Below are 14,834 nucleotides of genomic sequence, written 5' to 3' on the forward strand. Positions count from 1 at the left end.
CGGATGGAGCGACGTTCCCGGCGCGCCGGTCGGTGCGCACTCGCGCTGGCCGTTTCCGGAGGCGCCCCGGCTCACCAACCGTGTCGGCCGTGCACGGAACATCGAGGGTGACTCGTGACCGCGAGCCGGTCGGGACGTGATGGGGGGCACCGAATACCCTGATCAGGTGAGCATCGAGATCGCCAATGAGTCGGGCATCGACGTACCCGAGGAGGATCTGGTCAGTGTCGCGCGGTTCGTGATCGCCCGGATGGACGTGCACCCCGCCGCCGAGCTGTCGATGGTGCTGGTGGATCTCGACACCATGGCCGATCTGCACATGCGGTGGATGGATCTGCCCGGCCCGACCGACGTGATGTCGTTCCCGATGGACGAACTCGAGCCCGGCGGGCGCCCGGACAGCCCGGAGCCCGGCCCCTCGATGCTCGGCGACATCGTGCTGTGCCCGGAGTTCGCGGGCGCGCAGGCGCGCAAGGCGGGCCACTCCCTGGAACACGAACTGGCCCTGCTCACCGTGCACGGCGTACTGCACCTGCTCGGCTACGACCACGCCGAGCCGGAGGAGGAGAAGGAAATGTTCGCGCTGCAGGCGCGGTTGCTGGAGGAGTGGTACGAGAGCCTGCGCGAGGCGCGGCGGCGGGCCGAACTGGCCGCACGCGACGCGCGCCTGCTCGGCAAGGCGGGCTTCACCGGCCCCGGTGACGCGCTGGGCCCCGCGTGAGTCCGGCGACCCTCATCCTGCTGGCGGTGTTGCTGGTCCCGGCGGGTGGCCTGTTCGCGGGCGTCGACGCCGCGCTCAACACCGTGTCCCCGGCGCGGGTCGCCGATATGGCGCGCGCCGAACGGCCCGGCGCGGCCCGGTTGAGCCGGATCGTGGCCGACCGCGCCCGCTACGTGAACCTGATGGTGCTGTTGCGCGTGCTGTGCGAGATCGGCGCGACGGTGCTGCTCGCGGCGGCGCTGATGGCGGTCTGGGACGACAATTGGGCGCTGGTCGCCACGGCGGCGATCATGGTGCTGGTCGACTACGTCGTGATCGGTGTCGGACCCCGCACCCTGGGCCGCCAGCACGCCTACTCGCTGGCGCTGGCCTCGGCCCTGCCGTTGCAGTTCATCGGCGCGCTGCTGGGCCCGGTCAGCCGCCTGCTGATCCTCATCGGCAACGCGATCACCCCCGGTAAGGGCTTCCGCAACGGTCCGTTCGCCTCGGAGATCGAGTTGCGCGAGGTGGTCGAGATGGCCGGCGAGCGCGGCGTGGTGGCCGACGACGAACGCCGCATGATCCAGTCGGTCTTCGAACTCGGCGACACCCCGGCGCGCGCGGTCATGGTGCCGCGCACCGAGATGGTGTGGATCGAGGCCGACAAGACCGCCGCCCAGGCGCTCTCGCTCGCGGTGCGCAGCGGCCACTCCCGCATCCCGGTGGTCGGGGAGAAAGTCGACGACATCCTCGGCGTGGTGTACCTGAAAGACCTTGTGTCGTACGCGGATCGCAGCCGCAAGGTGCTGGTGCGCCAGGTGATGCGCCCGGCGGTGTTCATGCCCGACTCCAAGCCGCTGGACGATCTGCTGGACGAGATGCAGCGCCGGCGCAACCACATGGCGCTGCTGGTGGACGAGTACGGCGGCATCGCGGGCCTGGTCACCATCGAGGACGTGCTCGAGGAGATCGTCGGTGAGATCGCCGACGAATACGACACCGACGAGACCCCGCCGGTGGAGGATCTCGGCGACGGCCGGTTCCGGGTGTCGGCGCGGCTGTCGGTGGAGGATCTCGGCGAACTGTACGGCCTGGACATCGAGGACGAAGACGTCGACACCGTGGGCGGCTTGCTCGCGCACGGGCTGGGCCGGGTGCCGCTGCCCGGGTCGAAAGTGGTCGCGCACGGGCTGGTGCTGCGCGGCGAGGGCGGCCCCGATCAGCGCGGCCGGATGCGGGTCAACACGGTGCTGGTGCGCAAGGCGCCGGACAAGTCCGAGAAATCCGCGAAAGCGGACGCGGCGGCGCCGGGCGACGGAGAATCGGTCGGCGGCAAGCGCACACGCAATGGGAACGAGGACGGAGACACCGATGACTGAACTGGATGCCGAGGACACCAAGCTGCTCACCCTGGCGCGGGGCGCGATGGGCCGCACCGGTGGCGCGGGCGGCGCGGCGGTGCGCGACACCGACGGGCGCACCTACGCGGCGGGGGAGGTCGAGTTGCAGGCGCTGCGCCTGACCGCGTTGCAGGCCGCCGTGGCCGCCGCACTGTCCAGCGGCGCGGAGGGGTTCGAGGCGGCGGTCGTGGTGGCCGGCCGGTTCTCCGATGCCGGTGTGGCCGCGGTGCGCGAGGTGTCGCCCTCGGCGCGGATCGTGTTCACCGACCGGGCGGGCGAGTCCGTGTTCGACATCGTCGACGACGCGGCCGTCGAGGTGCAGGGTGGCTGACGCGCCGGGCACCGAATTCCGTTCCGGATTCGTCTGTTTCGTCGGCAGGCCCAACACCGGCAAGTCGACGCTGACCAACGCGCTGGTGGGCGCCAAGATCGCGATCACGTCCTCGCGGCCGCAGACCACGCGCCACACCATCCGCGGCATCGTGCACCGCGACCACGCCCAGCTGATCCTGGTGGACACCCCGGGCCTGCACCGCCCGCGCACCCTGCTCGGCCAGCGGCTCAACGATCTCGTGCGCGACACCTACTCCGAGGTGGACGTGATCGCGCTGTGCATTCCCGCCGACGAGAAGATCGGCCCCGGCGACCGCTGGATCGTCTCCCAGGTCAAGCAGATGGCGCCCAAGACCACCCTGCTCGGCGTGGTCACCAAGATCGACAAGGTGAGCCGCGACCAGGTCGCCGCGCAGTTGCTGGCGGTGTCGGAGCTGCTCGGGCCCGAGACCGACGTGGTGCCGGTGTCGGCGGTGAAGGGCGAACAGGTCGAGGTCCTCGTCGACGTGATCGCCTCGAAGATGCCGGCGGGCCCCGCCTTCTACCCCGACGGTGAGCTGACCGACGAGCCGGAGGAAACTCTCATGGCCGAGCTCATCCGCGAGGCCGCGCTGGAGGGTGTGCGTGACGAGCTGCCGCATTCGCTGGCCGTGGTCATCGAGGAGGTGCTCGAGCGCGAGGAGAACCCGGACATGCTCGACGTGCACGCGTTGCTGTACGTGGAGCGGCCGAGTCAGAAGGCGATCGTCATCGGCAAGGGCGGTGCGCGCCTCAAGGAGGTCGGCACCAACGCGCGCAAGCAGATCGAGCACATCCTCGGCGTGCGGATCTATCTCCACCTGCACGTGAAGGTGGCCAAGGACTGGCAGCGCGATCCCAAACAGCTGGGCAAACTCGGCTTCTGATGCCGTTCACCGGTTGCGAAACAACTTGGTGAACAAGGTGTCCCGGGTGGATGGGCCGGGTACAGTCCCCGCAACAGCCACGGATCGCACGGGGGAGGCCGTCAGTGTCCGAAACCACGAACGACGTCGGCAAGCTCCTCGAGCTGCTGCGCGCGCTCGGCGTGCCCGATGCCAAACCCCGTGTGCTGCGCACGATGTTGCGCCGCAGGCGGCCGGTCCCGCGCCCGATCGTCGAGCTGACCGGTCCCGGCGCGCACAACGGCCTGCTGGTGGAGCTGTACCGCTGGCTCGGCGAATCCGGCGGGCGGCGGGCCACACCGCGCGCCCGGGTGGATCTGAACGCCCCCGACCTGCCGCCCGACGCGCTCGCACCCGATCCGAACGCCGCCGGTGAGGAACTGCGCGGCCACTGCCTGCCGATCGTGCAGCGACTGGTGGAGGGCTTCTCCACCGACGACACGAATATGGGGCCGATCAAGTTCCCGCGCTACCGCACGGCGGATTGGCTGACGCGCCAACGGGTTACGAACGACGAGACCGAGGCCGCGGTCGAACTGCGGTCCCGATTGCCGCGCCTGCTGCGCAGCGGCTCGTTCACCGACCGATCCGACACCGCCGAGGGGGTGAGCGGCGACGCGATCTCGCGGCTGGTGTTCGGTGTGCTGGCGCTGTGGCCGGTGCTGCGGTTGTGGCTGTGGATCAGCGGTCGTATCCCGGGCATGTCCAAGGTGACGCACTGGTTCATGCACCAGCGCTACATGGCGCCCGAATTGTCCGACAGCTTCCTGGGTTTCGCGACCAGGCTCACCGCCACCCGGCGCAGCGACGAGAACGAGGACCAGGTCGCCAAGCTGCTCGTGCACGCCTTCTTGGAGGATCTGCGCGACGCCTACCGCAAACGGCTGTGGCGGCCCTCGGGCTGGCGGCGCACCGCCTACCCCGTGGCGCTGCTCGGCGTGGTGGAGGAAGCGGGCGACGGGATGCGGTTGCTGCGCCGGATCAACGACATCCGCAACGAGACCGGCCACGACGATCCGCTGGTAGTGATCGCCTGTCTGGAACGGGAACCGGCGCGTCCCCCGGTGCGCGATCTGTCGCGGGTGGGGGACCTGCACTCCCTCGACACGCTCGAAAGCCTGGTCGACCGGCCGTATTCCGAGCGCCAGCCCGATCCCGTGCAGCGGTGGCTGCGCAATATCGAGAACATGCGCACGAACCGGCTCTCGGACGCCTGGTTCCTGCCGCTGCGCGCGGAGTTGCCCGACCCGCCGGACCGGGAGGTCCGCGATCCGGAGTACGCGCATCTCGCGGTGCCGCCCGCGCCGCCGCTCGCCGCGCGCCGCTCGTTCGTGGCGCTGTGCGTGCTGATCCCGGTGCTGCTGGCGGCGGCGCTGGCGCTGGTGTACATCCCGCCGCTGCGCGGCGCGCCCTGTTCGAACTGGCCGTGGACGTCGGGGATCGTGGTGCAGGAGCGCGACGGCGAATGCGTCGGTTACAGCGACAACGCCGACCACATCTTCACCGACGACCCCTCGCTGTCGGCGGTGCAGCGGGAAGTGTTCCGGCTCAACGTCGCCGCCGCCGACGCGCGGCGCGACAATCCGCGCAGGCCCCTGATCACGCTGGTGTTCTTCTCGGGCCTGAGCTACGTCGACACCAACACGCGGTATCCGCACGCGCAGGTGGAGGAGCTGGCCGGGATCGCGGTGCAGCAGCGGCGCGCGCTGGCCGCCTCCGACGAGTCCGAACCGCTGCTGCGGATCGTGATCGCCAACGGCGGCTCTGACATGCGGCACGCGACCTTCGTGGTGGACCGGCAGTTGCAGGGACTGCTGCGCGACGATCCCACCATCCTCGGCGTGATCGGCATGGACCGCAGCAACGCCGAAACCCGGCGCGCCATCGGCAGATTGGGTGAGCTGGGTGTGCCGGTGGTGGCGACCACGCTCTCGGCCGACGGGCTGGAGCGGTCCTCGCCGCTGTACTTCCAAGCCGCGCCGAGCAATCGGACGCAGGCCCGGTTGATCGCGGATTACGTTCGGGGAGCGCGCTATCCGGAGGGTGCGCCGCGCGCCGGCCAACCGCGCTACACGCAGGTCGCCATCTATCAGCCGGAAGCGCCCGACGACATCTACGTCAACACGCTGGTCGATGATCTGCGCGAGGAACTACACGCTCGCGACATCGGGTACGAGACGCTCACCTGGACCGAACAGCAAGAGCTGAACCGCTTTCCGGCGCCGTGCGAGACGGCCGATTTCGATCGCGGCACGCTGCTGTTCTTCGCGGGCCGCAACGACGATTTCGCGACGTTCGCGCGGTCGGTGACGCGCGGCTGCCTCACCGGCGAATCGCCCGCCATCCTGGGCAACGACACCGTGACCCGCCTGATCACCGATCAGAAGGCGATGGCCGCGCTGCCGTCCACGCTGCCGGTGCGCTACGTGGCCAAGGCCGCCCCGGTGATGCTGGGCGGCGCGGAATGCGTGCGCGGCAACGGCACACTCGGCGACGAGCCGGTGGCGTTCGACTACCAGCAGCTGTGCGCGGGGCTGGCCGCGCTCATCGCGGACCTGCGGGAGTACCCGGACATGGCGGACTATCAGCCGTCCTGGCCGGGCGACCGCACCGGTCTGGCCTACGACGTGGTGGGCCTGTTCCTGCGCGCGGTGCGCATCGGCGGCGATTCGCCGAACCGCACCGCCGTCGCGATGCAGTTGCGCGAGGACGACTACGAGGGCGTCGGCGGCACGCTCGGCTTCTCGTCCAGCCGGGTGGCCGACGGGTCGTCGCTGGCGATCCTGATCACGCAGGGCGTCGGACAGCCGGGGCCGCAGCAGTGCCTGGTGATGTCACCGCGGCCCGCCGACGGCGACGGGTGCCCGGCGGGCACGAGCAGCACACTGGAGGAATGGATTTCGGCCACGGAATGAGCCGGCTCACCACCAGGGTTCGGGCCGCGCACGCTCCCAATGCAATTCGGATTCCAGCTGTGCCGCCACCGAGATGAGCTGCGCGTCGGCGTCGGCGGGGCCCATCAGCTGGGCGCCGATCGGCAGGCCCGCGTCGGTGAAACCGGCCGGTACGTTCACGCTGGGCCAGCCGAGCACGTTCCACGGCCAGGTGTACGGGCAGGCGGCGGTGATGAGGTTGTTGGTGTCGGTGACGCCGATGCCGTCGATCTCCTCGGCGCGGGGCGGGGGAGTGGCCGTGGTGGGCGCGAGCACCACGTCGTAGTCGGCGAAGAAGCCGCCGATCCGCTTGTGCAGCAACGCTTCCGCCCGGCGCGCCGCGAACAGCGCGGGCCCGCCGAGCACGCGCCCGAGACGCACGTTGGCGAGGGTGCGCGGATCCACCCGGGAGCCGGGCATGCTGTCGTGCACGGACCGGATGCCCGCCATCGAGCGCGGCAGGAATGTCGCGCCGATCAGCAGTCCGTAGTGCAGGTCGGCGACCGTGACCGAATGGCCGAGCCTGCGCAGCGTCGCCGCGATCCGGCGCACGCCCGCCGCCACCTCCGGATCCAGCGCGGTCTTCGTCGCGGTGAATGGAATGCGCAGCGACAGGGCGATGTTCAAGCGTCCGGGATCATGCCCGACCGCCTCGCTCGCGCGGATCGGCGCGGGCGTGTGGCGGTCGCCCGCGTGCGGGCCTGCCGCCGCATCGAGCAGCAGCGCGGCGTCGGCGACGGTGCGCGCCAGCGGGCCGTTCACCGTGAGCCCGTGGAACGCTTCGGCTTCCGGCCAGGTGGAGATGCGCCCGCGCTGCGGTTTGATGCCGACCAGGTTGGTCCACGCGGCCGGGATGCGCACCGAGCCCGCGCCGTCGGAACCCAGGGCGGCGGGGACCAGTCCGGCCGCCACCGCCGCCGAGGAACCGCCCGAGGAGCCGCCGGGCGTGTGCTCGCGGTGCCACGGGTTGCGGGTGTGGCCGAAGGCCGCGCCGCTGGTGAACGGCAGCTGCCCGTACTCGCAGGTGTTGGTCTTGCCGACGATCACCGCGCCGGCCGCGCGCAAGCGCCGGACCGGTTCGGCGTCTTCGGTTTTCGGCGGGAAGTCGCCCCCGCAGCCGAACGCCGTGGGCTCCCCGGCGATGTCGGTGTCGTCCTTCACCGCGATCGGCACGCCGAGCAGCGGCAGTCGCTCGCCCGCCGCGAGTCTGCGGTCGGCCTCGGCGGCTTCGGCGAGCGCCCGCTCGCGGCGGACCAGGCGGAACGCGTTGAGCGTGGGCTGACTCGCGTCGATCCGGTCCAGCGCGGCCGTCACGGCGTCGACCGACGTGACGGCGCCCGTCGCGAGCGCGTCCGCCAGCTCGCCGAGTCCGCGGTGCTCCGGCGCGACGGTGGCGGGGGTCGCGCGGTCCGACGCCGTCATGTGATCTCCCTCTCCTGGTTCACCTGCACCGTAGCGCTCAATTGGTCGATCGTCCATATCGGTTATCGCGGGGGCGGGCGAAAGCGCATCACTGGCGCGGTATAGACATACATACGGCATGTATGTAAAAGTGGACCGGTCCCGATGAACCATTGGAGGAATCATGGGAACCAGTCAGGCCCTCGGCCCCGCCCACGAGATCGACCTGCCCGCCGGCCGCATCCGCTATCACGACATCGGCTCGGGTTCGCCCGTCGTCTTCGTTCACGGACTGCTCGTCAACGCCGATCTGTGGCGCGCGGTGGTACCGGCCGTCGCGGCGGCGGGGCACCGCTGCCTGGCGGCGGACTGGCCGCTCGGCGCGCATTCGATCCCGGTCCCCGGCGCCGACCTCACGCCCACCGGCGTCGCCGATCTCATCGCCGACTTCCTCGACCGCCTCGACCTGACCGACGTCACCGTGGTCGCCAACGACACCGGCGGAGCGATCACCCAGGTGTTGCTGACCCGGCGTCCCGAGCGCATCGGCCGGGTGGTGCTCGCCTCGGTCGACAGTTACGAGAACTTCCCGCCGCGCGTCTTCGGCACGCTACCGCTGCTGGCCCGCCTTCCGGGCAGCATGCGCCCGGTGACCGAACTGCTGCGCGTGCGTGCCCTGCACCGGTTGCCGATCGCCTTCGGCTGGGTGACCAAGCGCCCCATGCCCGCCGAGATCGCCGACTCCTACCTGCTGCCGAGCCGCCGCTCGGGCGCGATCCGAAAAGATCTGCGGCGCTTCCTGAAAACGATGCACCGCCGCTACACCCTCGACGCCGCGTCGCGTTTCGGCTCGGTCCGCGTGCCGGTGCTGCTCGCCTGGGCGCGCGAGGACAAGCTCTTCCCCGCCTCCGACGCCGAGCGGCTGGCGCGCGAACTGCCCGGCGCCACGCTCACCTGGATCGACGATTCCTACACCCTGGTGCCGGAGGACCGTCCCGAGTTGCTTACCCACCGCATTCTGGAGTTCACTCGGCTGCATGCCACGCCGTAGCCAGGAGGATCGATCGCGGGCCACGAGGGCCGCGCTTGAGCGGGCGGGCCGTCACCTGTTCGCCGAGCGCGGCTTCGCGGCCACCTCCGCCGAGCAGTTGGTGGCCGAGGCCGGCGTCACGCGCGGCGCGCTGCACCACCACTACGGCGACAAGCGCGGTCTCTTCCTGGCCGTATTGGAGCAATTGGAAGTGGAGAACACCGAGGAGATCGGGCGCGCGATCGCCGCCGCCGGGTCCGACGACGTGGTCGCCGCCATGGCCGTCGGGCTCGGCGTCTTCCTGGAGATCTGTGAGCGCCCGGAGATGATCCGCATCGCCCTCTACGATGCGCCCGCCGTGCTCGGCTGGGAACAGTGGCGCGCGTTCGAGGCCAGGCACGGGCTCGGACTGATCGTCGCCGGACTCGAACAGGCCCGCGCGGCGGGCGCGATCGTGGACGCCCCGGTCGACATGGTGGCGCGACTGTTGCTGAGCGCGGTCACCGAGGCGGGGCTGATCGTCGCGCACGCCGAGGACAAGGAGGCCGCCCGCGCGCGGGCGCAGCAGTCGCTGCTGCTGCTCACGGCCGGGTTGCTGCGCACCTGACCGCCGTGCCTGGCTCGCGCTGTCACCGGCGCGTGCGAGGATGGGAGCGTGCGTTTGTATCGGGATGAGGCGGTCGTGGTGCGCCAGCACAAGCTGGGCGAGGCGGACCGCATCGTCACGCTGCTGACGCGTCAGCACGGCCTGGTCCGCGCGGTGGCCAAGGGGGTGCGGCGCACCAAATCCCGCTTCGGCGCACGGCTGGAACCGTTCTCCTACATCGACGTGCAACTGCATCCGGGCCGGACGCTGGACGTGGTCACCCAGGTACACACCGTCGAGGCGTTCGCCGCCGACATCATCGACGACTACGGCCGCTACACCACCGGCTGCGCGATCCTCGAGACCGCCGAGCGCCTGGCGGGCGAGGAGCGCGCCCCCGCCCCGAAACTGCACGCGCTCACCGCGAGCGCCCTGCGCGCCCTCGCCGCCAAACAGCGTCCGCACGAACTGATCCTCGACGCGTACCTGTTGCGCGCCATGGGATTCGCGGGTTGGGCGCCCGCGCTGGACGAATGCGCCAAGTGCGCCACCCCCGGTCCACACCGGGCCTTCCACGTCGCGGCGGGCGGGGCGGTGTGCGTGCACTGCCGTCCGCCCGGCGCGGCCACTCCCGGACCCGGGGTGCTCGACCTGCTCGTCGCCCTGCTGAAGGGGGAGTGGGAGTACATCGTGGGCGTCCCCGATTCGGCGCGCAGGCAGGCCAGCGGCCTGGTGGCCGCCCATCTGCAATGGCATCTGGAACGCCAGTTGCGCACGTTGCCGCTGATCGAGCGCACGCCCTCGGCCGCGGGGCGCGTGGGCTGAGGCGGCAATCGGCGGAGGTCGTCCCGGGCCTCGTGCGCGATCAGGCAGGATGGAGCCCGTGATCCTCCGTCGAGACTCCGCCCCCGCGCCCGCGCCGAACGCGGGACGCACCGTCCGGCCGCCGTCACCGCACCCGTCGGGGGCGCGCCCGCCGGAGCTGCCGCCGGAGCTGGTGCCCCGGCACGTCGCGCTGGTGATGGACGGCAACGGGCGCTGGGCCCAGGAGCGCGGGCTGCCGCGCACGGCGGGGCACGAACGCGGCGAGGCGGTGCTCATGGACACCGTCGAGGGCTGTATCGAGATCGGCGTGCAGTGGCTCTCGGCCTACGCCTTCTCCACCGAGAACTGGCGGCGCAGCCCCGACGAGGTGCGCTTCCTCATGGGCTTCAACCGCGACGTGATCCGCCGCCGTCGCGACGAGATGCACGAGATGGGCGTGCGGGTGCGCTGGGCCGGGCGGCGGCCGCGCCTGTGGCGCAGCGTGATTCGCGAGCTCGAGGTCGCCGAGGAGCTCACGAAGGACAACAGCGTGCTTACGCTGACCATGTGCGTGAACTACGGCGGTCGCGCCGAGATCGCCGACGCCGCACGGGAAATCGCGCGCCGGGTGGCGGCGGGTGAGATCGATCCGGAGAAGGTGGACGAGGCCACCGTCGCGCGCTATCTGGACGAGCCGGACATGCCCGACGTGGATCTGTTCCTGCGCCCCTCCGGGGAGTTCCGCAGCTCCAACTTCCTGCTCTGGCAGTCGGCCTACGCCGAATTCGTTTACCAGGCAACACTTTTCCCCGATTTCGACCGGCGTAACCTGTGGGAAGCCTGCCTCGAGTACGCTCGTCGTGATCGCCGCTTCGGCGGCACCAAGTGAACGGCGAGGCGGAGATGGACGCGACGGTGTCACCGGAGATCGAACTACAGGCCCGCGCCGGCGCGTGCCTGTCGCTCTACGACGTGGACGTGCGCGTCGACGACGACGGCTCGATCGGCTTCTCCTACGAGGGCCTGCTGTGCTCGCTGCGCGCGGTCACCCTGGCGCCCGGCCTCGACGTGCTGTCGGTGACCTGCGTGCTGGCCTGGGACCGCCCGCTCAAACCGCAGCTGCACAAGCGCGTCGCCGAGCGCAACAGCAATCTCCAGTTCGGCTCGCTCACCGTGATCACGCGCGGCAAGCTCGCCGACGTAATCCACCGCTACACCTTCCCGGCCGCCGGCCTGGACGATCAGGCGCTGTCCACCATGCTGCTGCTCGTCCTCTCCGGCGCCTCGCGGGCGCGCGAGGGTCTGCTGCCCTGATACGCACGGGCGGGGGAAGCGGCCTGCGCGGCGCGAGCGAGGCCGCTGGCTGATCCGAGCTGCGCGGGGGACCGGGCGGGTGCGGCCGGGCGGGAACGAGACCGCCGCCTGATCCGCGCCGGCCGGGTGCGTACGGGTCGCCGAACAGTTGCTGCCCGTGAATCAGCGCGTTCTCGCCGACCTCGCACGGCGGACCGCGCACCGGTGGCACCATCGGTGAATGGCAGCCGCACCGTCCGCGTCCCCGGTCGTCCGCTCCGCCGACGGCCGTTCGTTCACCGTGACCGACGCGGCGGGATCACCGCTCGCCGCCGGTTCGCTGGCCGTGGTGGCCGCCGACGGCAGGCGCCAGCTCGCCCTCGTCGAGGAGCGCACCGACACCGCGCCGATCCGGCTGCGCGGCCGGTTGATCGGCGAGCTGACCGGGTCGGGCATCGACACGAAGGCGAGTCACGCCTTCGAGGTGGGCCTGCTCGAACCCGCCGACGAAGCCACGATCAGCGACCTGCACGAGACCACGGGCGCCCGGCTCGAGGTCGGGGTGAACCTGTCCGCGCCGGGCGGCCCGGCGCGGATGCTGCCCACCCGCTTCAACCGGCACACCTTCTGGTGCGGGCAGAGCGGCTCCGGCAAGACCTACGCGCTGGGCGTCGTGCTCGAACAGGTCATCGCGCACACCGCGCTGCCGGTGGTGATCTTCGATCCGAACTCCGATTTCGTGCGCCTCGGCGAGCTGAATCCCGACGCCGCCGGCCCCACCGCGACCGCGCTGGCCGCCCGCGACGTGCGGGTGCTGCGCCCGCACGCGACGGAACTGCCGCTGCGCGCGCGGTTCACCGATCTGCCGCTGCCCGCGAAGGCGGCGGTGCTGCGGCTGGACCCGGTCGCCGACCGCGAGGAGTTCAACGTCCTGTTGCACCTGGGCGACATGCTCTCGGCCGGCGAACTGGATCAGGTGCTGCCGCGCCTGCACGAATCGGGGGAGCCGTCCTGGCGCAGGCTCGCCCTGCGGATCGAGAATCTGGGCATCCTGGACTGGGAGGTGTGGGCGCGGGAGTACACCGACGCCACCAGGATCGTCGGCGAGCGGCCCGACGCCACGGTCCTCGATCTCGGCGGATTCGCCACTCCCGAACAGCAATTGGTGGTCGCGCTGGCCCTGCTCGACGATCTGTGGGCGAAGCGGGAGGAGCGCCGCCCGGTGTTGCTGGTCATCGACGAGGCGCACAATCTGGCGTCGCCGCACCTGGATTCGCCGATCGCGGTGGCGGTGCGCGAACGCCTGGTGCAGATCGCGGCGGAGGGCCGCAAGTTCGGGCTGTGGCTGCTGCTGTCCACGCAGCGGCCCTCGAAGGTGCACCCCGGCATCCTCTCCCAGTGCGACAACCTGGCCCTGATGAAGATGACCTCCCCGCAGGACCTGGCGGAACTGGGCACCTACTTCGGCTACGCGCCCGCCGCGCTGCTGGACCGATCGCCGTGGTTCCGGCAGGGCGAGGCGCTGTTCGCGGGCGGTTTCGTGCCCGCGCCCACGCTGGCGAAGGTGGGCAGGCGGCTCACGCCGGAAGGTGGGCGGGATGTGGGCGTGCCGATGCGGTGACGGCGTCGGGTCCCGCGCCCTGACGTGGCGGTCTCGTGGGTGGTCGAGGCCGGACGTTGTCGCAGGCGGTGGGGACCACCCTCGGCCGGGGAGCCGGCTTCAGTCGTTCGGCGCGGGGGAGCGGCGCACCGGGATCAGCTGGTCGGCGCCGCGGGCGAAGGACTGCGGGTCGACGTCGCCGACCAGCAGGTGCTGGAGGATGAAACCCGCCATGACGCCGATGATGACCTTGGCGACAGCGTCGGTGTCGGTGTCGGGCGCCAGCCACCCTTCGTCGCGCATCCGGACGACGTACTCGTGCCACAGGCCGCGCAGGCCGTGCACCGCGACCCGCACGTACTCGGCCGCGTCGGGTTTCACCACCGCCAGCGCCCACGCCTGGGGGATGAGCGGCACCAAGCCGTCCGGTCCCGAGCGGGCCACCACCTCGGTGGCCACGCGCTGCACCAGTTCGCCCGGCGTCAGCAGGGTATCGGCGTGGACGGCCTCGGCCATCACGCCGCGCAATTCCCCGACGGCGCTGATCGCCAATGCGCCGATCAGCTCGTCCTTGCTCTTGAAGTAGCGGTACACCGCGCCCGCGGACAACCCCGACTCGGCGAACACGTCCTGCATGGACGTCTCGTGGAACCCCTTGCGGCGAAAGCAGCGCAGCGCCGCGTCCAGGATCTGCTGACGGCGGCGCTCCAGGTGTTCCTCGCTGACTCGGGGCATGGAACCCAAAATAAAACGAATGCTCGTTCTTGACAAACATCCGGCGCCGGTGCGACCGTGGATCCACCTAAAAAGAACGAACATTCGATTTCGGGAGATGTCATGAACACCGTGCAACGAGGGCTCGCCGTCGGCCTCGGCGCGGCCCTGCTCCAGGCGCTGATGCTGATCGCGTTCGCCTGGCCCGCGGCCAATATGGCCCCGCGCGACCTCCCCGTCGCGGTGGCCGGCCCGCAGGCGGCGATGGTCGCCGACCGGCTAGCCCAGTCCCAGCCGGACGGGTTCGAGATCACCACCGTGTCCGACGAGGCGGCCGCCCGCGCCGCGATCACCGACCGCGAGGTCTACGGCGCGATCGTCACCGGCGGGGGAGCGCCCCGGGTGCTGATCGCCTCGGCGGCGAGTCCGGCGGTCGCCCAGCAGTTGACCGCGATGGCGCAACAGCTGTCGGGAGCGCCCGCCGCACCGGTCGAGGACGTGGTGCCCGCCGACCCGGACGATCCGCGCGGCGCGGCGTTCGGCGCGCTCGTGCTGCCGCTGGTCATGTCGGGCCTGGCGGCGGGTGTGCTGCTGACCCTCGCGGTGCCCGGAATCGGTGGTCGCGCTGCCGGTTTGGTGACATTCGGCGTGGCAGGCGGGTTGCTGAGCACGGTGGTGATGCAGGGCTGGTTGTCGGTGATTCCGGGCGGCTATCTCGCGGTGGCGTCGGTCGCCGGGCTGGCGTCGTTCGCGGTGGCGGGCACCGTCACGGGTCTGGCTGCGGTGATCGGCAACCCGGGGATCGGCCTCGCCGCGCTGACGCTGCTGTTCGTCGGCAACCCGTTCTCCGGTGCCACCTCGGCACCCGAACTCCTGCCGCAGCCGTGGGGTGCGCTCGGGCAGTTGCTCCCGCCCGGCGCGGGCGCCTCACTGCTCCGCTCGGTCGCCTTCTTCGACGGTGCGGGTGCGGCGAAACCCCTTGTGGTACTGCTGGTCTGGGCGGGCGCCGCGGTGGTGCTGCTCGGTGTGGGCGCGCTGCGTAGTCGTGGTACCGACGCGGCCACGCCTACGGAGCCGGTGCCCGCGAGCTGAGTGCTGATCGGCCGGCGGCGAGCTA

The 14,834-nt window shown here is 71.2% G+C and carries 14 protein-coding genes; 12 read left to right on the forward strand and 2 right to left on the reverse strand.

What is annotated here, in order from left to right:
- The first annotated feature begins 166 nt into the window (after positions 1-166).
- From ybeY to OHB21_RS20925, 5 genes are all read left to right on the forward strand, one after another.
- Positions 167-721: an rRNA maturation RNase YbeY gene (gene ybeY / locus OHB21_RS20905; protein WP_067512032.1), complete on the forward strand. Its 555-nt coding sequence runs from the start codon at positions 167-169 to the stop codon at positions 719-721.
- Positions 718-2,079, forward strand: coding sequence for a hemolysin family protein (locus OHB21_RS20910; protein WP_195125764.1), 1,362 nt, complete (start codon positions 718-720; stop codon positions 2,077-2,079). The genes ybeY and OHB21_RS20910 overlap by 4 nt, the downstream gene beginning before the upstream one ends.
- Positions 2,072-2,431 (forward strand): cytidine deaminase, encoded by a 360-nt coding sequence (locus OHB21_RS20915; RefSeq protein ID WP_067511957.1) that lies wholly within the window; start codon positions 2,072-2,074, stop codon positions 2,429-2,431. The genes OHB21_RS20910 and OHB21_RS20915 overlap by 8 nt, the downstream gene beginning before the upstream one ends.
- Positions 2,424-3,338, forward strand: a complete 915-nt coding sequence (era, locus tag OHB21_RS20920; protein ID WP_195125763.1) for a GTPase Era — start codon at positions 2,424-2,426, stop codon at positions 3,336-3,338. Before OHB21_RS20915 ends, era begins: the two co-directional genes overlap by 8 nt.
- 104 nt (positions 3,339-3,442) lie before the next feature.
- Positions 3,443-6,271, forward strand: a complete 2,829-nt coding sequence (locus OHB21_RS20925; RefSeq protein WP_195125762.1) for an ABC transporter substrate-binding protein — start codon at positions 3,443-3,445, stop codon at positions 6,269-6,271.
- Between the two features lie 6 nt (positions 6,272-6,277).
- Here the strand turns inward: OHB21_RS20925 and OHB21_RS20930 are convergent, their stop codons facing one another.
- Positions 6,278-7,711, reverse strand: a complete 1,434-nt coding sequence (locus OHB21_RS20930; RefSeq protein ID WP_067511951.1) for an amidase — start codon at positions 7,709-7,711, stop codon at positions 6,278-6,280.
- A gap of 163 nt (positions 7,712-7,874) precedes the next feature.
- Between OHB21_RS20930 and OHB21_RS20935 the strand changes: the two genes are divergently transcribed.
- From OHB21_RS20935 to OHB21_RS20960, 6 genes are all read left to right on the forward strand, one after another.
- Entirely contained in the window at positions 7,875-8,741 is an 867-nt protein-coding gene (locus tag OHB21_RS20935) for an alpha/beta fold hydrolase (RefSeq protein ID WP_067511949.1), read from the forward strand.
- A complete protein-coding gene (locus tag OHB21_RS20940) occupies positions 8,728-9,327 on the forward strand; it encodes a TetR/AcrR family transcriptional regulator (RefSeq protein ID WP_067511947.1) in 600 nt (199 codons plus the stop codon). The genes OHB21_RS20935 and OHB21_RS20940 overlap by 14 nt, the downstream gene beginning before the upstream one ends.
- 48 nt (positions 9,328-9,375) lie before the next feature.
- Positions 9,376-10,131: a DNA repair protein RecO gene (gene recO / locus OHB21_RS20945; protein WP_067511945.1), complete on the forward strand. Its 756-nt coding sequence runs from the start codon at positions 9,376-9,378 to the stop codon at positions 10,129-10,131.
- A 49-nt stretch (positions 10,132-10,180) separates the two neighbouring features.
- Complete coding sequence (locus OHB21_RS20950) at positions 10,181-10,999, forward strand: isoprenyl transferase (RefSeq protein ID WP_067511943.1); 819 nt, start codon at positions 10,181-10,183, stop codon at positions 10,997-10,999.
- Positions 11,000-11,013: 14 nt separating this feature from the next.
- Positions 11,014-11,424: a YbjN domain-containing protein gene (locus OHB21_RS20955; protein WP_067512030.1), complete on the forward strand. Its 411-nt coding sequence runs from the start codon at positions 11,014-11,016 to the stop codon at positions 11,422-11,424.
- Between the two features lie 220 nt (positions 11,425-11,644).
- Positions 11,645-13,024 (forward strand): ATP-binding protein, encoded by a 1,380-nt coding sequence (locus OHB21_RS20960; RefSeq protein WP_084537976.1) that lies wholly within the window; start codon positions 11,645-11,647, stop codon positions 13,022-13,024.
- A gap of 99 nt (positions 13,025-13,123) precedes the next feature.
- Here OHB21_RS20960 and OHB21_RS20965 read toward each other — a convergent pair whose 3' ends face one another.
- On the reverse strand, positions 13,124-13,738 hold the full coding sequence (locus OHB21_RS20965; RefSeq protein WP_067511941.1) for a TetR/AcrR family transcriptional regulator: 615 nt from the start codon (positions 13,736-13,738) through the stop codon (positions 13,124-13,126).
- A gap of 102 nt (positions 13,739-13,840) precedes the next feature.
- Here OHB21_RS20965 and OHB21_RS20970 point away from each other — a divergent pair, with 102 nt between their 5' ends.
- Entirely contained in the window at positions 13,841-14,809 is a 969-nt protein-coding gene (locus OHB21_RS20970) for a hypothetical protein (protein WP_195125759.1), read from the forward strand.
- Positions 14,810-14,834 lie beyond the last annotated feature (25 nt).

Origin of the sequence: Nocardia puris, assembly GCF_036051655.1 — a bacterium.
GTDB classification, from domain to species: Bacteria; Actinomycetota; Actinomycetes; order Mycobacteriales; family Mycobacteriaceae; genus Nocardia; species Nocardia puris.

Excerpts from the sequence above, each read along its gene's own strand:
- OHB21_RS20915 (WP_067511957.1), top strand. The coding sequence starts at position 2,072 with ATGACTGAACTGGATGCCGAGGACACCAAGCTGCTCACCCTGGCGCGG.
- OHB21_RS20930 (WP_067511951.1), bottom strand. The coding sequence starts at position 7,711 with ATGACGGCGTCGGACCGCGCGACCCCCGCCACCGTCGCGCCGGAGCAC.
- OHB21_RS20935 (WP_067511949.1), top strand. The coding sequence starts at position 7,875 with ATGGGAACCAGTCAGGCCCTCGGCCCCGCCCACGAGATCGACCTGCCC.
- OHB21_RS20940 (WP_067511947.1), top strand. The coding sequence starts at position 8,728 with ATGCCACGCCGTAGCCAGGAGGATCGATCGCGGGCCACGAGGGCCGCG.
- OHB21_RS20950 (WP_067511943.1), top strand. The coding sequence starts at position 10,181 with ATGGAGCCCGTGATCCTCCGTCGAGACTCCGCCCCCGCGCCCGCGCCG.
- OHB21_RS20955 (WP_067512030.1), top strand. The coding sequence starts at position 11,014 with ATGGACGCGACGGTGTCACCGGAGATCGAACTACAGGCCCGCGCCGGC.
- OHB21_RS20960 (WP_084537976.1), top strand. The coding sequence starts at position 11,645 with ATGGCAGCCGCACCGTCCGCGTCCCCGGTCGTCCGCTCCGCCGACGGC.
- OHB21_RS20965 (WP_067511941.1), bottom strand. The coding sequence starts at position 13,738 with ATGCCCCGAGTCAGCGAGGAACACCTGGAGCGCCGCCGTCAGCAGATC.
- OHB21_RS20970 (WP_195125759.1), top strand. The coding sequence starts at position 13,841 with ATGAACACCGTGCAACGAGGGCTCGCCGTCGGCCTCGGCGCGGCCCTG.